This is a genomic window from Polaromonas sp. P5_D5, from assembly GCF_054049435.1.
The window spans coordinates 21,180-41,785 of sequence record NZ_JBFUMJ010000001.1 but is presented as its reverse complement, the minus strand read 5'-3'; the positions used below and the strand labels follow the sequence as shown (position 1 = coordinate 41,785).

At 60.9% G+C, this 20,606-nt stretch carries 23 protein-coding genes; 8 read left to right on the top strand and 15 right to left on the bottom strand.

What is annotated here, in order from left to right; translation table 11 throughout:
• Positions 1-45 precede the first annotated feature (45 nt).
• From ACXJKE_RS00205 to ACXJKE_RS00195, 3 genes are all read left to right on the top strand, one after another.
• On the top strand, positions 46-528 hold the full coding sequence (locus ACXJKE_RS00205; RefSeq protein ID WP_457278570.1) for an ankyrin repeat domain-containing protein: 483 nt from the start codon (positions 46-48) through the stop codon (positions 526-528).
• A 53-nt stretch (positions 529-581) separates the two neighbouring features.
• Entirely contained in the window at positions 582-977 is a 396-nt protein-coding gene (locus ACXJKE_RS00200) for a type II toxin-antitoxin system PemK/MazF family toxin (protein ID WP_457278569.1), read from the top strand.
• A 69-nt stretch (positions 978-1,046) separates the two neighbouring features.
• Positions 1,047-1,514, top strand: coding sequence for a hypothetical protein (locus ACXJKE_RS00195; protein ID WP_457278568.1), 468 nt, complete (start codon positions 1,047-1,049; stop codon positions 1,512-1,514).
• Between the two features lie 178 nt (positions 1,515-1,692).
• Here the strand turns inward: ACXJKE_RS00195 and ACXJKE_RS00190 are convergent, their stop codons facing one another.
• The 4 genes from ACXJKE_RS00190 to ACXJKE_RS00175 form a co-directional block, all read right to left on the bottom strand.
• A complete protein-coding gene (locus ACXJKE_RS00190; protein ID WP_457278567.1) occupies positions 1,693-2,472 on the bottom strand; it encodes a hypothetical protein in 780 nt (259 codons plus the stop codon).
• Complete coding sequence (locus ACXJKE_RS00185) at positions 2,472-3,608, bottom strand: AAA family ATPase (protein WP_457278566.1); 1,137 nt, start codon at positions 3,606-3,608, stop codon at positions 2,472-2,474. Before ACXJKE_RS00185 ends, ACXJKE_RS00190 begins: the two co-directional genes overlap by 1 nt.
• A gap of 183 nt (positions 3,609-3,791) precedes the next feature.
• Complete coding sequence (locus ACXJKE_RS00180) at positions 3,792-5,051, bottom strand: DEAD/DEAH box helicase (RefSeq protein WP_457278565.1); 1,260 nt, start codon at positions 5,049-5,051, stop codon at positions 3,792-3,794.
• A gap of 229 nt (positions 5,052-5,280) precedes the next feature.
• Positions 5,281-6,756, bottom strand: coding sequence for an MFS transporter (locus tag ACXJKE_RS00175; protein WP_457278564.1), 1,476 nt, complete (start codon positions 6,754-6,756; stop codon positions 5,281-5,283).
• Between the two features lie 103 nt (positions 6,757-6,859).
• On the opposite strand from ACXJKE_RS00175, the gene ACXJKE_RS00170 reads away from it, so the two are divergent.
• Positions 6,860-7,870 carry an ornithine cyclodeaminase family protein gene (locus ACXJKE_RS00170; protein WP_457279759.1) on the top strand — a complete coding sequence of 337 codons (1,011 nt, stop codon included), beginning with the start codon at positions 6,860-6,862 and terminating at the stop codon, positions 7,868-7,870.
• 34 nt (positions 7,871-7,904) lie between these two features.
• Positions 7,905-9,053 carry a DSD1 family PLP-dependent enzyme gene (locus tag ACXJKE_RS00165; protein ID WP_457278563.1) on the top strand — a complete coding sequence of 383 codons (1,149 nt, stop codon included), beginning with the start codon at positions 7,905-7,907 and terminating at the stop codon, positions 9,051-9,053.
• Positions 9,054-9,155: 102 nt separating this feature from the next.
• Here the strand turns inward: ACXJKE_RS00165 and ACXJKE_RS00160 are convergent, their stop codons facing one another.
• Positions 9,156-9,953 carry an extensin-like domain-containing protein gene (locus tag ACXJKE_RS00160; protein ID WP_457278562.1) on the bottom strand — a complete coding sequence of 266 codons (798 nt, stop codon included), beginning with the start codon at positions 9,951-9,953 and terminating at the stop codon, positions 9,156-9,158.
• A 199-nt stretch (positions 9,954-10,152) separates the two neighbouring features.
• Here ACXJKE_RS00160 and ACXJKE_RS00155 point away from each other — a divergent pair, with 199 nt between their 5' ends.
• Together ACXJKE_RS00155 and ACXJKE_RS00150 are read left to right on the top strand one after the other, a co-directional pair.
• Complete coding sequence (locus ACXJKE_RS00155; protein ID WP_457278561.1) at positions 10,153-11,889, top strand: FAD-dependent oxidoreductase; 1,737 nt, start codon at positions 10,153-10,155, stop codon at positions 11,887-11,889.
• Between the two features lie 19 nt (positions 11,890-11,908).
• Entirely contained in the window at positions 11,909-12,169 is a 261-nt protein-coding gene (locus ACXJKE_RS00150) for a UBP-type zinc finger domain-containing protein (protein WP_457278560.1), read from the top strand.
• Here the strand turns inward: ACXJKE_RS00150 and ACXJKE_RS00145 are convergent.
• From ACXJKE_RS00145 to ACXJKE_RS00100, 10 genes are all read right to left on the bottom strand, one after another.
• Entirely contained in the window at positions 12,166-12,426 is a 261-nt protein-coding gene (locus tag ACXJKE_RS00145; protein WP_457278559.1) for a hypothetical protein, read from the bottom strand. The two genes, ACXJKE_RS00150 and ACXJKE_RS00145, sit on opposite strands and share 4 nt — an antisense overlap.
• A gap of 59 nt (positions 12,427-12,485) precedes the next feature.
• Positions 12,486-12,983 (bottom strand): hypothetical protein, encoded by a 498-nt coding sequence (locus tag ACXJKE_RS00140; protein WP_457278558.1) that lies wholly within the window; start codon positions 12,981-12,983, stop codon positions 12,486-12,488.
• A gap of 112 nt (positions 12,984-13,095) precedes the next feature.
• A complete protein-coding gene (locus tag ACXJKE_RS00135) occupies positions 13,096-13,716 on the bottom strand; it encodes an HAD family hydrolase (protein ID WP_457278557.1) in 621 nt (206 codons plus the stop codon).
• Positions 13,717-13,753: 37 nt separating this feature from the next.
• Positions 13,754-14,176 carry a VOC family protein gene (locus tag ACXJKE_RS00130; protein WP_457278556.1) on the bottom strand — a complete coding sequence of 141 codons (423 nt, stop codon included), beginning with the start codon at positions 14,174-14,176 and terminating at the stop codon, positions 13,754-13,756.
• Positions 14,177-14,250: 74 nt separating this feature from the next.
• The gene (locus tag ACXJKE_RS00125) at positions 14,251-14,895 is read right to left on the bottom strand and encodes a glutathione S-transferase (RefSeq protein ID WP_457278555.1); all 645 of its coding nucleotides are present in this window, start codon (positions 14,893-14,895) and stop codon (positions 14,251-14,253) included.
• A 71-nt stretch (positions 14,896-14,966) separates the two neighbouring features.
• A complete protein-coding gene (gene yidD / locus ACXJKE_RS00120; protein WP_457278554.1) occupies positions 14,967-15,308 on the bottom strand; it encodes a membrane protein insertion efficiency factor YidD in 342 nt (113 codons plus the stop codon).
• 64 nt (positions 15,309-15,372) lie between these two features.
• Positions 15,373-15,879, bottom strand: coding sequence for a hypothetical protein (locus tag ACXJKE_RS00115; protein ID WP_457278553.1), 507 nt, complete (start codon positions 15,877-15,879; stop codon positions 15,373-15,375).
• 168 nt (positions 15,880-16,047) lie between these two features.
• A complete protein-coding gene (locus ACXJKE_RS00110) occupies positions 16,048-17,142 on the bottom strand; it encodes an acyltransferase family protein (RefSeq protein ID WP_457278552.1) in 1,095 nt (364 codons plus the stop codon).
• A gap of 28 nt (positions 17,143-17,170) precedes the next feature.
• Positions 17,171-18,502 (bottom strand): MATE family efflux transporter, encoded by a 1,332-nt coding sequence (locus tag ACXJKE_RS00105; RefSeq protein WP_457279758.1) that lies wholly within the window; start codon positions 18,500-18,502, stop codon positions 17,171-17,173.
• Positions 18,503-18,690: 188 nt separating this feature from the next.
• Entirely contained in the window at positions 18,691-19,278 is a 588-nt protein-coding gene (locus ACXJKE_RS00100; protein WP_457278551.1) for a DUF2239 family protein, read from the bottom strand.
• A gap of 265 nt (positions 19,279-19,543) precedes the next feature.
• On the opposite strand from ACXJKE_RS00100, the gene ACXJKE_RS00095 reads away from it, so the two are divergent.
• Positions 19,544-20,605: a methionine ABC transporter ATP-binding protein gene (locus tag ACXJKE_RS00095; protein ID WP_457278550.1), complete on the top strand. Its 1,062-nt coding sequence runs from the start codon at positions 19,544-19,546 to the stop codon at positions 20,603-20,605.
• Position 20,606: the final 1 nt, after the last annotated feature.

Below are 20,606 nucleotides of genomic sequence, written 5' to 3'. Positions count from 1 at the left end.
CTCTCGCAAGAGAGCCCGTTCAAGGTTAATTCCCGAAAGCAGAAAATGTTGACCAGATTGAGCGGTAGTCAAAAGCGCCTGCAGCGATTCGTGTTTTTGCTGTTCGGCCTGTTTTTCGCATCCGTGGTTGCTGCAGCCGACAACTACGATTTAATGATGCGAGCCATCGAGCGCAATGATGCAGTGCAAGTCAAAGCGCTGATTGCCGGCAAGATTGATCCCAACCTCCGCAAGGACAGCCGGGCATCCCCAACGTTTATGACATTCGCCGCATACCACGGCCGGACGGAAATACTTCAACTTCTTCTGGGTGCAGGCGGCGACGTGAACAGCCGGGATGGGGACATGCAGACCCCTCTGATGCAGGCAAGCAGCCGTGGCCACATTCGTGCCGTGAAACTTCTTGTCAAAGCGGGTGCGAGCCTCAATGAAGTCTCGAAGTGGGGCGACACCGCTTTGGCCCAGGCGCGCCAAGCAGGTCACGGCAAAATGGCTAAGCTGTTGATCGACGCGGGAGCGACCCCGTAACCTCAGGCGGACCGCCTGAAGCGCTGGTTGTCCGAGGTGAGAAACTACGACCTATGGACAGAGACCCCGAAGCCCCACAAGGCCCTTTCCCCGACACCATCAAGCAAGGTGATGTGTTCTGGATAGAAGCGGACCCCTCACGCGGCTCCATCCCGGGCTCTCCGCATCCCCATGTCGTTGTGCAAGACGACGTGTTCAACCGCTCCCGCATCAGCACCGTCATTGTTTGCGCGCTCACCTCCAACCTGAACCGCGCCACAGAGCCGGGCAATTTCCTGCTGGAGCCGGGTGAGGGCAATCTCGAGAAGCAGAGCGTGGTGGTTGTGTCGCAGGTGTCTTCCGTGTACAAAACACGTCTGGGTGCGCACGTCGGGACGCTATCGGGTGAACGTGTTCAGCAGATATTGGCGGGTATGCGATTTCTGCAGGCATCGTTTCTCCATCGATAGTCCCGGGAGCACCGTGTCAGGCAATTTCTGCCGCCCGTGCCCATTGTTCGCTACCTGAAGGCCAACACCATGCAAGCGCCGAGTGCCTCCACCATCACACTGCTTGTGCTTCTTCCGTTGATCGTGTGGCGCGTCTACGCGCGCTTTCGCCGCATGGTCGGGCGCCAGCGCCTGTCGAGGATCCGCCCCTGGGTCACTTTGATCATTTTTCCCGTGCTGCTTGTGTTGCTTGGCTTTGCTGCGCATGAACACCTCGAAATGCTTGGGTGGCTGGCCGGTGGCCTGGGCCTGGGCGCATTGCTTGGTGTTTTCGGGCTAAGCAAGACGCGCTTCGAACCCACCCCCCAAGGCCTGTTCTACACGCCCAACGCCCACCTGGGCATTGCGCTTTCACTGCTGTTCGTCGGGCGTATCGCCTATCGCCTGTTTGAGGTCTATGCCGCGGAACCGGCGGTGCAGCACGGAATGGGTGATTTCGCACGCAGTCCGCTCACGCTTGCTGTTTTTGGACTGCTTGCGGGCCAAGAGGGAGCGTGAGGCGTTGGGGCGAGAGTTTTAACTTACACCTTCGTCAGATCAGGACTGGAGGGCTTTGAGTACCTCCGCGCCCGGGAGCTGGGTCCGAGCAACAACTTATGCTGGCCGTTGCTTCTTAGCTACTGCTCGATCTCCTGTGCGCGATTCTGTTGGCATAGAAAGGGGATCTAGTTATTAGTTACTGAGCCAGTGGCAGTTGATCCGGATTGTTAGGTTGCTGTTGGGTAAAAAGAACACCAACTGCTTCAAATACTCTATTTAGAGCGGGTCCTTGTCGATGAGCGATCATTTGCATGAGGCCTAGTGCGTGAAAGAGACTTCGGCCATTTACGGTTAGATGTCTAAGGCCTAGCTCTATGAGATTTTTGCCTCTGACTAAGGTCACATAGTTATCCATGATTTGTGTCCGAAGTTCCGTGGGGTAGTCTTCCCCATCCATCAGCTGCATGCGGTCATTACGGTAGTTAGGTTGATCCAAAATGGCACGCACATGTAGATCTAAGCCTGGTCCCTCTCCACGGATATACCGCGACAACTCCAAAGCGAACCATTCGACAAAATTATTAAGGTCCGCTAGAAAGTTTGGTCTACGAGCTGCTTCGATCATGTTCAGTACATCGCCATCCGAAAATAGGTCGTTCTCAATTGAATACCCGGAGGTAAAGATCAATTCAGGGCAACTGAAGCCTTCGGGAATACCTGTGATGGCCCAACTATCTCGATCTGCTATGAAGCCGAGTTTTGTATTTGTGATCTCTTCTTTTCGTTCGAAGACTTTCAATAAACTTGACCTACCCCCAGCTGTCATTAAGGAAAGAGAAATATCTGCATGAAGTTCCTCAAGCTTTCTGAAAACGACAATGTCGTCATCTCCTTCAACTAACAGCGTAGGTAAGCTTGATCGTTTGATGGTTGACAGTAGTTCCTCGGGAGTCAATTCAACTAGGCCGCGAGCCATTACTCTACCGCTCCGTCTCCGCGATTGGAGTCTATGCAGATTTCTTTGTCCGGATACTTGCTATAGATAAAAGGAGAGTGCGTAGCTATGACGAATTGATTAGTAGTTTTCTGACTTAGCAAAATAGGAAAGAGTTGGCGCTGCCAATCTACATGCAGACTCAATTCCGGCTCGTCTATAAAAATAACGCTTTCTTGATGAAAGGCGTTATAGCAAATGAAACTAAGCATTTGCTTTTCGCCCGCCGACAAACGATCTGATCTGACCTCCGTGGCAGCATCTCCGAACGTCAGCCGGTTGCTGATTCGTATCCCCTCGTGCTCAAATAACTTTCCAATGAGTATTTTTACGGCTTCGAGTGGCGACATGATTTCCTCACGTCGTAAGTCCATGGTTTCCACCATAAAACGCACATCGTCCAATACAACGTTGGCGCGCTGAATTCTGGAATCGTCAGTATTACTGCCGAAAAGATCTTGATCATCCTTTTTATAAAGTTTGATTTTCTCGATGATGCTTTGTGATACTTGGTTTTGCTCTTCCGCCACAGCATCTGACAAATTGGTGTACTTGAGCAAAAGTAGCGCAACGATATCAACAGTCGAAATTGAGGCAACGAATTTATGCTTTGCATTTGTGAGCTTTGTAGCCAAGGCAATCAAAGCATCCTCAATGTCTGTTTTGGCTCGACCTGCACGACGCGCGGTGGAATCCAGTGAAGTTGAGATGCCGAAACCACCCTCAATACGCCTAAATGTAGGTAAGAACAATGACCCACCGAGATTTAGCAATTGCTCATTCGCGCCGTCTTCAGCGTACTGAGGAAATTCATCGTCGGGACCATCTTCATAAAGTGTTGACCCCTTCTCAGTAGTTACTTCAACTCTACAGCTGACAGCGGCTGTTCTTGTTACGGTGCATATGTATTGATCAGTTACCAGAGTTGCTGATTTAAAGGGCACCTCTCTCAATGCCATCATGATGTTGCCACTCATGACGTACCAAACGAGCTTCATCAGAGTTGTTTTTCCCGCCCCGTTTTTTCCTGTCAGGATATTAAGATCATCCAGAAAGTTCTCTTTTAGGCTGTTTCCTCGACCCATGAAATCCGTGACGCTGATACTTATCAGTTTCATATTCTTCATTCCCTAAAAATCGAACTCTTAATCGCGCGGACTAGATGCATCAGCCGTCGCGAGTCTTAAATCCTTGTCATCCTAATACGAAAACCGAAATCTTCTTACCTTAATACCGGTGACGTTTATTCAAACAAATGGTATGTATCTCGGAGAGTTTGTGACGGGAGAAATTGGGTTGAACTATGTTTTTTGTGCAGCCCGCAACTTATCCTTCTTGCTAGGCCGCTTCCCCTTGACCCCACCAGTCCCCGCAGGATCCGCCGGATTCACCACCGCGACTTCCACCGGCTCAAACCCCGCCACCTGCTCGCGCGGCACCTTGATGCCCAGGCGCTTTTCGATCAACTTGAAGTGCGCCTCAGTCGCTGCACTCACAAAACTCACGGCTACACCCGATTCACCAGCGCGGCCGGTGCGGCCTATGCGGTGGGTGTAGTCCGTCACTGAGCGCGGAAGGTCGTAGTTCACCACCACGGGCATTTGTGCAATGTCGATGCCGCGTGCGGCGACATCCGTGGCCACGACCACCTGCACGGCCTTGATCTTGAAATCCTGCAGCACCTGGGTGCGTTTGCCCTGGCTGAGTTCGCCGTGGAAGGGTTCGGCTTCTATGTCTACTTTTCGCAGCTTGTCGGCCACGATTTCTGCGGCGTGTTTGGTGGCGACGAAGACCAGCACGCGTTCCCATTTTTCGGTTTGCACCAGGTGGCGCAGCAGCTGGGTGCGGCGGGGGGCGTCGACTTCGATGGCGCGTTGGGTGATGTCGGGCACGGCTTGTACAACTGCTTCCACCTCAATGCGCTGCGGGTTGTGCAGCAGGCTGGCGGCCAGCGCTTCAATGGCGGGCGGGAAGGTGGCTGAGAAAAATAGCGTCTGGCGTTTGGCCGGCAGCAGGGCGAGGATGCGGTTCAGCTCTTCGCCAAAACCCAGGTCCAGCAGGCGGTCGGCCTCGTCGAGCACCAGGGTGCCGGTGCTGCCCAGCGTCAAGGCGTTGTGGTCAATCAGGTCGAGCAGGCGGCCCGGCGTGGCGACCACGATGTCGGCGCCGCCGCGCAGGTTCATCATCTGCGGGTTGATCGACACGCCGCCAAACACGATGGCGACCTTGATCCGCTTCGGCAGGTATTTGGCAAAACTGACGATGGCCTCACCGACCTGCGCGGCGAGTTCGCGTGTGGGTACAAGAATCAGCGCGCGCACGGGCCGGTGCTGACCGGTGTTAGTGGCTTGTGAATTGACCAGCTGTTGCAGCAGCGGCAGCGAAAAAGCCGCCGTCTTGCCGGAGCCCGTCTGGGCAGAGCCGAGCACGTCGCGCCCTTCAAGAATGGCCGGAATGGCGGCGGACTGGATGGGGGTGGGCGCGGTGTAGCCTTTTTCCTCCAGGGCGCGCAGCAGCAGCGGCAAAAGCGAGGGCGTAAAACCGAGTGAGCTAAAGGGCATGGGGAAAGTGTGAAGGAGAGAAGAGGGGGAGGGCCGCGCGCAGGGCGCGTGCGGTGAGGCGGTGCGCTGCCGTCTGAAGCCCCAAGTTTAAGCCTCGGGCCTTCTTCAAGGCTGTATTTGGGTGGTGGGTGTTAGCCGCATTGCCTTCCGCACCTGCCTGGCCCAAGAGGCTGCTATGAAAAATATAGCTGCTCGGGCAAGTTCCTATTGGGCTACAGCCACTATTTGCTCAAGAATTTGGCCCTGGTTGCTGCACAGGCGCCAGAAACAGCAGCGCACAGGCCGATGCCCCCAGCGCGCACAGCACGCAGCCCAGCACCACCCAGCGAAACGCGGCCACCAGCACCTCGGGTGAAGCGGCCTGCAGCGGCCCGCCCAGGCTGGCGGCAAACACCACGCCCAGCACCGCCACCGCCAGCAGGCCGGCCACGCGCGCCACGGCGTTGTTGATGCCGGAGGCAATGCCTGCGTGGGTAGACGGCACGGCGTTCATCACCGTGGTGGTGAGCGGCGCCACGGCAATCGTCATGCCCAGGCCCATCACCACCATGGCCGGAAAAAAACCCGCCCAGTAAGACCAGCCCACACCGGGCAGGGCCAGCAGCGCAAAACCCGCAGCCGCCACCGCCGGGCCGGCCATCAGCATGCGCCGCGCGCCGAAGCGCTCTGTGAATTTGGCGGTAGCCGGTGACAAAAATCCCAGCAGCAGCGACAGCGGCAGCAGCGTGGCGCCTGCGGCGGTGGCGGAATATTTAAAGGCGCCAATCAGCACAAAAGGCAAAAAGAACAGCGCACCGCTGAGTGCAAAGTACAGCAGCAGCGTCAGCAAATTGGTGCCGACAAAGTCGCGCGACTTGAAAAGGCCCAGCGGCATCATGGGCGCCCGCGTGTGCGCCTGCGCGTAGACAAACGCCACCAGCAGAACCACGCCCGCCGCAAACGGGCCCAGCACGCTGATGGCCTGCCAGCCGCGCTCGGGCGCCAGCGTGAGGCCGTACGTCAGCGCGCCCAGGCCGCTGGCCACCAGCAACACGCCCAGCCAGTCGAGCTGCTGCGGCGCCTCGGGGTCGCGGCTGTCAGGCACGGCGTACAGCGCCAGCCACACGGTGGCCACCGCCATGGGCACATTCAGAAAGAAGATGGACCGCCACGACACGGCATCGACCAGCCAGCCGCCCAGCACCGGCCCTGCCGCGCCGGTAATGGCGGCCCACGCGGCCCAGGTGCCGATGGCTTTGCCGCGCGCTTCGCCCTCAAACACATTGCCGATGATGGCCAGGCTGGCCGGCACCAGCAGCGCCGCGCCCACACCCTGAATGGCGCGCGCAGCAATCAGCGCGAGTGGCCCAGGGGCAAAGCCACAGGCCACCGAGGCGGCCGTAAAAATGGCAATGCCGAGAATGAAGATTTTGCGGCGGCCAAACCGATCGCCGAGCGAGCCGCCCACCAGCACCAGCGAGCCCAGCGCCAGCAGGTAGGCATTGATGACCCACTGCATGGCGGCCAGCCCGCCAGCCGAGTCACCAGCCAGGTCGCGCTGGATGGCGGGCAGGGCGATGTTGACAACCGAGCCGTCGATGAAGGCCATCGAAGAGCCCAGCACGGTGGCGGCCAGCGCCAGCTTGGGGTGCGCCGTCTTGCCGCAGTCGCCGCCCTGGGCGCGGATGATGCCTTCGTCACAAGGGGCGTGCGGGTTGGCGGGCATGGGGTCTCCTGCGGTAACTGGTTGGGAGGTGAATCGTTGATTTGACAAATTGTCTGACAATAGATAATATTTCCAGATGACGACACACCTCGCGCAGCCACCCATGCCCCATCCTGCCAGTTCTCCGCCGTCAAAGGCAAGCAGGCCGGCTGATGCCCAACTCCTGCTGCTGGACAAACACGCGGTCGAATCCCTGCTGCTGCCCGCCGATGTCCTTGCGGCCACGCGCGAAGCCTTTGTGCTCCACAGCCAGGAGGAGGGCCGCGTGTTCTCCCTGGTGCGTGAAAGGCTGGCCACCGGCGGCGTGTTTGGCATCAAGTCGGGTGACGTGGGTGCGCAGTCGCTGCTGGGCTTCAAGGCGGCCGGTTTCTGGCCCGGCAATCTTGCGCGGGGCGCCGACGCCCACCAGGCCACCATCATGCTGCTCGACCCCGCCACAGGCCGGCCGACCTGCCTGATCGACGGCAACGCCGTCACCACCGAACGCACAGGCGCCGCCGGCGGCCTGGGCCTGCAACTGGCGCGGCAGGACAGCCGCACGGTGTGCGTCTTCGGCACCGGCGTGCAGGCGCAGGCGCAACTGCGCTTTGCCCTTCGCCAACTGCCCGGGTTGCGCCAGGTGTTTTACGCCACGGCCAGTGGCCTGCCCAAGGCTGAGTTTGAAGCGATGTTTGCGGGTGGCCCCTGCGCCATCTCGCACGCGGCAGACGTGAATGCCGCCGTGGCCCAAAGCGATGTGGTGATCACGGCCACCACCGGCAAGGGCCCGCTGTTCGAGCTGGCTGCTCTTCAGCCCGGCACCCACATCAATGCCGTGGGCAGCGACACCAAAGGCAAACGCGAGCTGCCTGAAGGCTTGCTCGCCAGGGCGCGCGTGTTTGTGGACGATGCCGCCCAGTCGCGCAGCATCGGCGAGCTGCAATGGGCGCCCGACACCGCCTGCACTGAAATCGGCGATGTGCTGTCGGGCAAGGCCACCTTTGTGCGCGGCGCCGGCGACATTACCTTCTTCGACATGACCGGCATCGCCCTGCAGGACCTCACGGTCGCCCGCCTGCTGGAGCAGCGCGCGCGCCTTGCCGGCAAGGGCCAAAGCATTGCCTGGCCCTGGTGAATTGTTTGATGCACTTACCGTTCTGGAGATTCCCTTGACCACCACCCAGCCCAACCCCCTGGCCACACTCGACACGCCCGCTGCCGTGATCGACCTCGCACGCATGCAGCGCAACATCGCGCGCATGCAGCAACGCATGAACGCGCTGGGCGTTCGCTTCCGGCCGCACGTCAAAACCAGCAAATGCACACCCGTCGCGCGTGCGCAGGTGGCCGCGGGTGCGCAGGGCATTACCGTGTCCACACTCAAGGAAGCCGCGCAATTCCATGCCGACGGTTTCACCGACATCCTCTACGCGGTCGGCATGGTCGCCACCAAGCTGCCGCAAGCGCTGGCCCTGCGGCGCCAGGGTTGCGATTTGAAAATCATCACCGACAGCCTGGCGTCAGCCGCCGCCATTGCCGCCTTTGGCCGCGAACACGGTGAAAAGTTTGAAGTCTGGATAGAAATCGACAGCGACGGCCACCGCTCCGGCATCAAACCCGGGGAGGCCGCCTTGCTGGACGTAGCCCGCACGCTGCACGAAGGCGGCATGCAACTGGGCGGCGTGATGACACACGCCGGCTCTAGCTATGACCTCAACACCCCCGAAGCGCTGGTGGCGATGGCCGAGCAGGAGCGCGCCGCCTGTGTGGAAGCTGCCGAACGCGTGCGCGCCGCGGGCTTTCCGTGCGCTGTTGTCAGCGTGGGTTCCACGCCGACGGCGCTGTCAGCCGCGCAGCTCAAGGGCGTCACGGAAGTGCGCGCCGGTGTGTATGTGTTTTTTGACCTGGTGATGCACAACATCGGCGTGTGCGGGGCAGACGACATCGCACTCAGCGTGCTGACCACGGTGATCGGGCACCAGCCCGAAAAAGGCTGGGCGATTGTGGACGCGGGCTGGATGGCCATGAGCCGCGACCGCGGCACGCAAAAGCAGCAGCATGACTTTGGCTACGGCCAGGTGTGCCGCACGGATGGCACGGTATTGCCGGGTTATGTCCTCAGCGGTGCCAACCAGGAGCACGGCATCCTGTCGCATGAAGGCGCGCCCGACACCGACATTGCCGCGCGCTTTCCCATCGGCACACAGCTGCGCATCTTGCCCAACCACGCCTGCGCTACTGGCGCGCAGTATCCGGAATATCACGCGCTGGCGGAAGACGGTGCGCTGGCGACCTGGAGCCGATTGCACGGCTGGTGATCTCTGGCTTCCATGCGGCCGGATGCTATTAAAAGCATAGCTGCTCGCGCAATCATCTATTGGGCTTCAGGCCTTTTTTTCTTGAGAATTCCTTGAGCTGACTCACTTGCACATGCTGTAGCCGCCGGTCTCCAGGTGGAAGTGGTCCTTATGCGCGGCGTTGTAGTCAGGGCCCAGTACGCCCTTGAAGTATTTGCAGGCCCCTTTGTGGGCGTCGCGCAGCAGCAGCGCCTCGGGCCCGGGCGGCGCAGCGTCGTCTTCGTCGGGCCAGTGTTTCAGCACCGTGACGCGCTTGCCGCTGGCCAGTGTGAAGGCAGAAATGTCCAGCGCATTGGCGGTGGCATGGCGGCTGCGGGCACGGGCCGGTGCATTGGGCGGCGCGCCTTCGCCGCCGCCGTTGATGTTGCGGCAGGCATAGCTGCCCAGGTGGTCAATGCCCGCCACGCGCTGGCCAAAATGCAGCTGCGCGGCTGGCTGCAGCGCATTTCTTTCCCACATGAAGAACGACAGCGCCATGGGGCAACTGAGCGGCAGGGCCGCGCCTATGCGCACCGGCGCCGTGCGCAGCCGCACCGCATTGCTGAACCCGCAGCCGTCGCCCGTGCTGCGGTCGGGCAATTCGTCGTACTGCATGCCGGTGCTTGCCAGCGCGGCCAGGCAACGAGCAGGGTCGTTGCGGGCACGTGACAGTTTGTAAAAGGTCAGCATGTTGGGCGGCGCCGTCACTTCCAGTGGCGCCCACGGGTTGATGTGCGTGGGAATCTGCAGGGCGCCGCTGTAAACCCCGTACGCCGCCGTGAGCAGGCCGCTCCATGCGGCCAGCCATACCCAGCGGCCCCAGCGCAGCCGCCTGGCAGGCACTGCGTCGGGCGGAAGGCCGGAGTCTGGGGGAAGGGGCATGGCGTTCGTTGATAAGCGGGGGTGCAGCCATGAGCGTACAGGCCTGCTAGCCCAAGATGGCCGGATTTGTTCTCTTGCGCCGAAATCCCGACTGCTGCAGGAGGATTCGACATGCAATTCGTCGTTTAATGGCATCGTCTGACTGATGCCAAAGCCCACGCGCACAAGCTGCGGGCAACAGGCTTAACGGAGTATTTTGATGGCCGACGACACAACCCACACCCCAGCCCAATCCCCGCTGGCTGCCGACACCAGCCGGCACCACCAGATGTTTCCGGTGCTCAGCGCCGCTGAAATTGCACGCATCCAGCGCTTCGGCAAGGTGTTGCAGTTCAAGAAAGGCGAGAGGCTGTTTGCCGCCGGCGAGCCCGGCCCCGGCATGTTTGTGCTGCTCAAGGGTTCGGTCACCATCACCCAGCGCGACGGCCTGGGCCATGTGGTGCCCATCGTCAACCAGGGGCCGGGCCAGTTTCTGGCCGAGGTTGGCCAGCTGTCTGGCCAGAACGCGCTGGTGGATGGCCATGCCGAAGAAGATGTCGAAACCCTGCTGGTGCCGCCCGGCCAGTTGCGCGCGCTCATCATTGCCGAAGCCGACCTGGGCGAACGGCTGGTGCGCGCGCTGATTTTGCGGCGCGTGGCCTTGATAGAAGCCGGCGCCAGCGGCCCGGTGCTGATCGGCCAGCCCAACTCGGCCGGTGTGGTGCGCCTGCAAAGCTTTTTGAACCGCAACGGCGAGCCCAACCATGTGGTGGATATCGCCCAGGACGCAGGCGCCGCCGCACTGATGGAGCAATACGGTGTGGCCGCGGGTGATGTGCTGGCGGTGTGCCCGGATGGCTCGGTGTTGGTGAACCCCGACGAGAACCAGCTGGCGCGCTGCATCGGCATGGTCGACACGGAAGAGCACGACGAGCTGTTTGACGTGATCGTGGTCGGCGCCGGGCCCGCCGGGCTGGCCACGGCGGTATACGCCGCATCGGAAGGCCTGCATGTGCTGGTGCTTGACTGCCGTGCTTACGGCGGGCAGGCCGGCGCCAGTGCGCGCATTGAAAACTATCTGGGTTTCCCTACCGGCATTTCGGGCCAGGCGCTGGCCGGCCGTGCGTACGTGCAGGCGCAAAAGTTTGGTGTGGAAATGCTGATCCCCGCGCAGGCCCAGTCGCTGGACTGTGCCCACAAGGCCATCAGGGGCGAGCTGCAGGTGAAGCTGACCGACGGCCGCAAGTTGCGCGCCAAGACCATGGTGGTGGCCAGCGGTGCCCGCTATCGCCGGCCCGAAGTGCCGCGCCTTGAAGAATTTGAAGGCCGCGGTGTCTGGTATTGGGCTTCTGCGCTGGAAGCCAAAATGTGCAGCCAGACCGACGTCGTGCTGGTGGGCGGCGGCAATTCGGCCGGGCAGGCGGCGGTGTTTTTGTCGCAGCATGCGGCCAAGGTCAACATGCTGGTGCGCGGCCCCAGCCTGGCCGCCAGCATGTCGCGCTACCTCATAGACCGCATTGAAGCCGCGCCCAACATCGAGCTGCTGCCGCACACCGAGGTGGTGAAGCTGCACGGCGATGATGATGGCGACGGCAATGGCGGCACAGGCCTTTCCGGTGTGACCTGGCGAAACCGCAAGAGCGGCACCGAACACGCGGCGGATGTGCGCAACGTGTTCCTGTTTGTCGGCGCTGATCCCGAAACCAGCTGGCTGACGAGTTGCGGCGCAGCCATTGATGCACACGGTTTTGTCCGCACCGGGGAGGCCGTCACCTGCAAGCACTCCGACTACAAACCCGCGCCGCTGGAAACAAACATTCCGGGCCTTTTTGCCATTGGCGATGTGCGCAGCGGCTCCGTCAAGCGTGTGGGCGGCGCGATAGGCGAGGGCGCTGCAGTGGTGGCCATGATCCACCAGCACCTGGCGGCGATGGAGCGTACGGCTGTTGCTGCCTGACGAAATTCTGGAGATTCACATGCGCATCAAACCCTGCACCCACGTTCCTGCGGAGATTCATTCGCCCAATGCAAGAGGCTGTGAAGAATGCCTGAAGATGGGCGACACCTGGATGCATCTGCGGCTCTGTGTGCACTGTGGCCATATCGGTTGCTGCGACGACTCAAAAAACAAACACGCCAGTAAACACCATGCAGCCACAGGGCACGCGGTGATCCAGTCCTTCGAACCCGGAGAAAGCTGGATGTGGTGTTATGAACACCAGTTGCAGGTGGGCTAGGGCGCGGCAGCGTGCGGGGGTGCCGCCTTGGTGGTCTTGGTGAACTCCGTCGTGGCCACCATCACCGGGCTGGATTTCGGGCTGCGCTGCCAGTGTTCGTCGGCCGCTTTTTCCACCGCGTCCTTGTCGTAGACGCCTTTTGAGAGGTCGGCCCAGACGTGCACGTAGGCCCGGCACCAGGCGTCGTGTGCCTCGTTGACCTTTTCTTCGGAAAGCTCCGGGGTGGGGCCTGGAGCTGGCTCGGATTCTGTGACCATGCAGCCATCCTAGCGGCCTACGGCCGGCGAGTCCACTGCCGACGAGCGGCCCTAACTGCCTATTTTTTGACGATTTTCTCAGTGGCAGGAAGCTGGGTGTCGGCGTCTTCAATCCATACCGAAGAGGACTCTTTCTTGAGCTCACCTTTCACCACGTACTTTCCATTGGGTTGTGGCGTGAAATCCACCACGCCTTCAACCGAAAAGAAGGTTCCTGCCATCTGGCTCGCGATGGCTTGTATGGGTGCTGCCGTGGTGTGGCTGGCGCGCAGGGAGACTTTCATTGGTTTTGCCGGAACTTGCCTTTCGACGATTGACGTGGTCAATGCGAAGCCCCGTCCGTGGCTGGCGCTGGCGCTTGCCCCGAAGCTGTTTGCAATGCGGTTGCCATCCACGCCATCAAGCACGAAAAGCTGCGCCTTGCTGCCGTCTTCTGCAAAGCCGCTGTCAGCGACGGTTGCGACGGGGCCGGTATAGCCTTCCGGGACAGGCTTGTAATTAGCGCATCCGGAAAGTACGACAAGGAGAAGGGCAGGCGCGATGAGTTTAAGTTTCATGTTATGAATTTTAATGGTGCGCGGACTACGCTTGATTCTAGTTGCCGTGATTCGCGTCGCGGTGCAAACGGAGCGGATTAAAAGCAGCTCGTTGTTTGCCTTGGAAAAATACCTATTTCACACAACCTATGGTTTGAAGCGCAGCCCTGACATCCGCCGGCCCCCGCACATGGACCGCCTGCAGCCCGGCGGCCCTTGCGCCTTCGACGTTGTCGGGATGGTCGTCAAAGAACAGGATGGCGTTCAGGGGGACGCCCATCGCGTCAGCGACGTATTCAAAGGCCCGGCGCTCGGGCTTGCGATAACCTATTTCAGACGACACAAAAATTCGCTCGAATGACTGCGCCAGGCGGGGGTAGAGCGCTGTCCACGCCACCTGGTGCGCGGCGTTCGTGTTGGAAAAAACGTAGCACGGAAGATGGGCACGGGCTTCCTGCACCAGGCTGAAAGTCTCGGTGATTTCGCCGCCGAAAATGGCGTTCCATCCTTCGGCGATGCGCACCGGATCATCCTGCAACTCCAGGTTCGCGGCCAGGTGCGCGAAGTATTGCGCTGCCGTGATTTCACCGCGTTCATGCTGCTGATAAGGCAGATCGGCGCTGAAGGTGGCTTTCAGTTCTTCAAGGGACAAGCGGGAAATCGGCTGCCAGTACTCAAGCACGCGGTTGAAATCGACATCGATCAGCACGCCGCCGAGATCAAACAGCAGGGCCTGGATTTTGTGTGTAGTCATGGGATGGATGATTTGTATTTTTGGTATGCGCTACGCTTCAATCGCCGGCTGACCACTGGGGGTTCCATACCGCCTCCCACAGATGCCGGTCTGGATCCTGGAAATAGCCAGCGTAGCCGCCCCAGGCGGTGTCATGTGCTTCCTGGGTGATTACGGCGCCCGCTTTTTTGGCCTGCGCCATGACGGCATCAACTTCTGCTTTCGAAGAGACGTTATGGCCCAGTGTGAATTCGGTTACGCTGGCATTCTCCAGCGGAACACCCGAATCATGGGAAATGCTTTTGCGCGGCCAGAGGGCGAGCTTCAGGCCCGCCTGCAAGTCGAAGAATGCCACGGCGCCATGTTCGAGCTCGGCACCAACAATGCCTTCTGTCTGAAGGCCAAGGCCATCGCGGTAGAAGCGAAGCGATCTTTCCAGATCATCAACGCCGACAGTGATGACCGTAATCCGTGGCTTCATGGGAACTCCTTATATTGGGTTGATGTGTCTCAAACATGCGCCCCTGATATCAAGGCTTGCCAGGCGTATGAAGTCTATTCCTGGCGATAAATACTGTCCCCGTGCGGTGCTGCCATGAACTCAGGCAGTTGCTCAGCCCGGGCAGAGAATTCACACAGGGCCGGGTAGTCGGCGGCGTTTACCACCTCTGGAATCATGGCTTGCGTGAAGTGCCAGGTAATGCCCACGGTCACACCGTCCTGACCCATGGTGCCGCTGGTCGCAGCCAGCGGTTTGCGCTGGAGTTCTGATTCCAGCTCGCCATAGGCCGCCAGCAACTGGCCCGTCACGCGTGATACCCAGGGCTGGTGCAACTTTTCAGCGGGGCGCAGGTTGCGTTCATAGATGATTTGCACGCTTTTTTCACAGGCGGCCATGGCCAGGCCAATCACGCGCAGCGCCTGCTGGCGTTCGGCGATGGCCGCCGGCATCAGGCTTTTGGGTGGCGCCTGCTGGGCGGCCAGCGCCTCGGCGTAGTCGATGATCAAGGTGGAGTCCATCAGCACCGTGCCGTCGTCACACACAAGGGAGGGCGCTTTGACAACCGGGTTGATCTGCCGGAATTTTTCGAAGGTGCTGAACACCGAGATCGACTGGTGTTCAAAGCGCAGGCCGAGGAGTTGCAGGGAAATGGCTACGCGGCGAACGTAGGGCGAGTCGAGCATTCCGATAAGTTGCATGGGGGCTCCGGCAGAACTGGTGGTAATGGGAGCCGCTATGTTAAAGCCATGGAGCCGGCGTCGCTGATGCGTCAAAAATCGCAGCTACCGCAGTCCAGGTCAATGCAGTCGGTCGGACTGCAAGAGTCGCCGCATGAATTCTCGTCCTTCTTTTTTTTCGGGTCTTGTTCCGGGGCTGCCGCTGCGGCGATCGCAGCGGCCAGCAGGACTGCATAGGCATTGCGGCACCGTTGCAGTTGGCGGGGCAGCGCGCGAAACAAGGCAATCACGCCATACCGCAGCACGATCTTGCGGGCAAACTCGGAGCACGAGGAATGCCCCGTATGTGCGCGATGGGCGCAGCAATAGCCTTTGTGGGGCGAGACATACCGCTGGTAACCACTGATGGAACCGGCTGCGATGTAGCGAAGCATGACGTCCTCCCGGGGCGGCATTGTCGTGGACCATGCCAAACTTTTTTTGTATGAGCGGCCCATCTCAGGGAGACAGGTTGCGAGCCGATTCTATGAAATGCGGATCCTGCGCGCAATGCGCCGTGAAGGTGTGGGCGAGGCTCTTGAATTTTTCAACCTGCCAGGCGAACTCCCCTTCAAAAGCCGATGGGTCAGTGACTGCATAGCCGCCATAACCATAGACAGCCGCATATGCCGCGTAGCCTGCAGCTTCCAGGGCACGGCCGGCAAGGGCATTGGCCACGGCATAGGTGGCCGAAACCGCTGCGTGGGCCGAGCCATCAATGGAGTTGGAGCCCCTGTGGCTATTGGCAACCGCTGCAATTTCTTGTGCCGCCTGCGCCAGGGCGGGGCGGTCTGATTTTCCTTCGACGAAAGACCGAAGGACCGCCAGGCAACGGATGGCTTCCGGGTTTTCGAGCAGGTGTTCTGCGCGTTGTGCGCAGGCCAGCCCAAAGGCAAGGCGAAGCGGTTCATGCTGCGGTTCGCTAACGTTGATCGCAGCTGCCAGACGTGAAAGTTCCTCGTTCATGAAACATCTCCCGGGAGAAGCTATCGTAGCGCCTCCCGCAGGCCTGGCGGTGAAAGGCTATGGAAAGTCGCAGCCGGTGGCCGACAACGCCACTGAAGAAGGGCGTGCGCGTAAACGCCGGGTGGACGTGGTGATCACACTCAAGGGCAAGCAGCCCGGGTCGCGTGGTTATGGCGACCTGGTTGCGGCCGCTTGCTGGACTGGGGGCCCGAACTTGCGCGGCAGCAACCATGCGGCCAGGTACCGCTGGCGTTTCGCAATTTCCAGCACGAGCAGCGGCAACGCGATGCCCGCAGCCAGGCTTGCCGCCCCAACCAGGTAGTCGTTGTGGCTGAAGCGGGAAAGCAGCAGGAAGGCCCGCCCCTGCGCGACGGGATGAAACACCAGGATGAGCAGGCTGCCGGAGCCTATGTAGGTCAATGGGCGCTGCAGCCGCGGATACCGCGCCAGCAGTGCAGAGATGCAAAGCACCATGTAAATGCCCAGCGCGGCCTGCAGTGTCGCAATGAGCGGCTCGCCGTAGATGCGCAGATTCAGGTCCATGGTCTCGTTGAAGTGGTAGTGCAGCGCCGCAAAGGCAATGGCCGCGGCAAGCAGCCTGATGGCGTTGAATTTCACGGCCATGACCTGTTCGCGCAGCAGAAACCCGAACAGCAGGCAGGCTGAGCTGATGAGGGTCAAATCGAGGCTCCAGGGCAGCCCTGGCAAGCGGGCGAGGCCCATGAAATGCAGGCTGGCCGTGTCGATTTGCCAGAAGCTCCCAATCCAGCGGATGCCCGCGGCCAGCAGCATCGAGGCGGCCAGAAAAACCCAGCGTGCGCGGTGTTCAACGGCCCTGGTGGCGCGCAGGATGGCCATGGCCACCACCGATGCGACAAAGAGGTGCGGCAAAAACCAGAGCGGCGCCCACGCAATGGTGGGTGCGGTGGCATACAACACGCCGAAAAAATAATCAGAGGCGCTTGTGTCGGCGGTGGGAACCATGTCGGAATCAAGCGCCATCAGGATGCCCACCAGCGTCAGCACGACAAAGTAGGGCTTGAGAAGCGCATCGGCCCGCGACAGTGCAAACTTCCGCAGGGAATCGGAGTCTTTCAGGAACAGGCCGGAGAGGAAAAAGAACAGCGGCAGGTGAAACGCGTAAATCACGCGGAAAAGCTCGCCCTTGTTTTCCAGTACCAGGCTGTTGTGCCCGAGCACCACCAGGATGATTCCGATGCCTCTGGCGATGTCGACGGTGGCGTTGCGGTGTGTGTGTGTCATGGTGTGGATCAATCAGGAAATGACGGGCTCAGACCAGGCGCCTGATCGACTTCTTCTTCCAGACCAGCCGGTAATAAGCCGTCTGCAGACCCAGCATGGCGATGAAGGTGACCGGGTAGGCCACCCAGATGCCGTTGATGCCGATGCGGTGGCTCATGAGCCAGGCGACGGGCACCTCCACCAGCGCGATGCAGGAGATGGCGATGCCGGTGGGCACCAGCACCGACCCGCTGGCGCGCATGATGCCCGAGAGCACCGAGGCCATGCCGAAGATGACGCTGCTCCACAGCATGATGTGCAGCAGCGTCTGCGCCACCTCAATCACCGGTTCGCTGGTGATGAAAAAGCCCATCAGGTGGCGCGAGAACAAGTACCCCAGCAGCACGAGTGAGCCGGTCAGCGCCAGGTTCATCAGCAAACCGGTGCGCACGATGGTGCCCAGTTTGTCGGTGCGGCCCGCGCCGATCGCCTGCGCACCCAGGATCGAAGCGGTGATGGCAATCGAAATCGCCGGGAACTGCACATACGCCACCACCTGGTTGACGGCGCCGTAGGCCGCTGTGGCGTTGGAACCATAACTGTTGACCAGCGAGAGCAGGGCGACTTCAGCCAGCGCAATGACGATCATCTGTACACCGGTGGGCACGCCGATCTTGAGCACGGTCTTGAGGATGCTGCCGTTGATGCGCATGTGGCGTACAAATTCCGCGTCCGGCGCCAGCGGGCTGTGGATGCGCCGCAGCCTGAAGGCCAGCCAGGCCGTGGCCGTCACCATCGACAGCACCGAAGCCACCGCACCGCTGGCCACCCCCAGCTGCGGCAGGCCGAACCATCCGCGGATCAGCGCCGGTGTGACGGCGAGGCCCACCAGGGTCGAGATGCCCAGCGTGTAGAGCGGATTGACCGTATCGCCCACGCCGCGCAGCATGGCGGTGGCCAGCAGGTAGACGAAGAGGCCGGGCCCTGCAATCATCATGATGCGGGCATAGAGCGTGGCGTCCGGCAGGATGTCGGCCGGTGTGCCCAGTGCCCTGAGCAAGGGCCCGGTAAAGATACCGCCGAACAGCGCGACGAGCAAACCAAAAATCAGGCCGACGCTGAGGGTGGTGCCCGCAATCGCCTTGACCTTGCCGGTGTCGCGCGCTCCCCAGGCCTGGCCAATCAGCACGGAGGCGCCAGCGCCCAGGCCGATGGTGAAGGCAATGAAGAAAAACAGGATGGGGAAGAAACTGGACACCGCCGCCAGTGCGCCGACGCCGATCATCTGGCCGACATACACGTTGTTCAGCGTGCCCGACAGCGACTGCAGGATGTTGCTGAGCAGCATGGGGCCGAGGAAAGCGGCAAAGGTCTTCCACATCGGCACACCGTCGTTCAATGCGGGCCGGGTGTGCGAAGCGGGTTTCGCCGCCGCGGGCTGTGTTGCCAGCGGCGGGACCGGATCTGCTACGGAAATCGGTGGCGCCGCGATTTCGCCCGCCGTGCGCACGTCGCCCTCACGCACTTCGGTTTCAAGCCGGTGATCAAGGGCGGAAAGATCCGGCGGCTTCATGCGGCGCTCCAACTGGCTGCGGCCAGTGCCGCCAGGTAGGTTCGCACGTCCTCAGGCCAGGGCTCGACCAGGCTGGCAAAACGCAACCGGTCGCCGGCAAACAGGGCGCGGGTGGCTTCTTCGAAGCCGGGCAGGTCGCCTGCGATTTCCGCCATGAAGCGGTAAGCGGCTTCGCGGGAGGCCCGTACCGCGTCGCGTGCCTCGTTGGCCTTGCTCGCCTCTTCCACCAGCTTGCGCAGCGCAACCGAAGCACCGCCGGATTGGCGGCTCAGCCATTCCCAGTGCCGCGGCAGCAAGGTGACTTCACGCGCAACCACCCCCAGCCGGGGGCGCCCCACAGGACGCGTTACCGGTGCTTCGTGTTCGGCGGCGGGAGGGTCGAGCGGCGTGTCGTCGGGCGCGTCCACGGCGTCGGGCCGCAGGTCAAGGTCCAGGCGTTCCCCGTTGGCATCGTTGAATATGCGAAGCAGGATGTCGGCCGGCTGGGGCGTAGCGCGCAACTGCGCGAGCAGCTCGCGGCGAGGGCCCGAGGCAATGCGCTGGAAACCGGCGAAGGCCGTCAGGGTGCGGGGCGTGGCGATCATGGTAGAGGTCATAAAGTCATTTACGGTTAATTTTGTCCGGGTCAAATGAGGAGTTTATATCATCCGGGTATAAATGATCAAGTTTTGGCTGAAAAATGCGTAAATGCCTGTAAATCTGGTTCTATAGCTAATTAATGATCTAACTAGTCTATTTAATATTCTTTTGAGTTTGGGGAAAGCTCGGCTAAATTCGCGTCCTGTTCAAAAAAGAGCCTCACACGTTTTCACAAGAACCGTGAGGGGCGACAAGGTTTAGCGAATTTTCATGATCGAGCTCAAAGGTATTTTTCAAACCTACAAGGGCCCCAGCGGCCCGGTCGAAGCACTGCGGGGCGTCGACCTTCACATCAACCCGGGCGAGGTCTACGGCATCATCGGCCGCAGTGGTGCGGGCAAAAGCTCGCTGGTGCGCGTGGTCAACCTGCTGAACCGGCCGACGGCCGGCCAGGTTTTGGTGGGCGGCCGGGAACTGACTTCGCTGAACGGCGAAGCACTGCGCGTAGCCCGGCGCGATATCGGCATCATCTTTCAGCACTTCAACCTGCTGTCGTCGCGCACCGTGTACGGCAACGTGGCCTTGCCGCTGGAGATTGCGGGTCTATCGGCAGCGGACATCAAGGCGCGTGTTGAGCCCTTGCTGGACCTCGTCGGCCTGAGCGCCCTGGCGGATCGCTACCCGGCACAGATCAGCGGCGGGCAAAAGCAGCGCGTGGGCATTGCGCGCGCGCTGGCCAACCGGCCCAAGGTGTTGCTGTCGGATGAAGCTACTTCGGCGCTGGACCCGGAAACCACGCGCTCCATCCTCGGCCTGCTGCGCCAGATCAACAAGGAATTCGGCCTCACCATCGTGTTGATCACGCACCAGATGCAGGTGATCAAGCAGGTGGCCGATCGCGTGGCGGTGATCGACGCCGGCCGCATTGTTGAAAGCGGCCCGGTGATCGATGTCTTCACGCGTCCGCAACACGAAACCACACGCAGCCTGATCGCCGAGATCGTGCCGCAGGATTTGCCCGACAGCGTGCTGGCGCGCATACGCACCCTGATGAGTGCCGAGCACCCGGAAGAAGGGCAGCTGCTCAGACTGGCCTTTGCGGGGGATGAGTCGGATCGGCCCTTGCTGTCAGACGTGATCCGCCGCTTTGGCATTGACTTGTCCATCGTGCACGGGCAGGTCGATGAAATCCAGGGCAAGCCCTTCGGTTCGCTGGCAGTGTTTGCGCGCGGCGCACGCGAACAGCTCAACGCAGCGGTGGCGCATTTGCGCGGCGCCGGTGTGCATGTAGACCAGGTCGGCGGTGAGCTGGCCGTGGGCGGGAGGGTTTAAG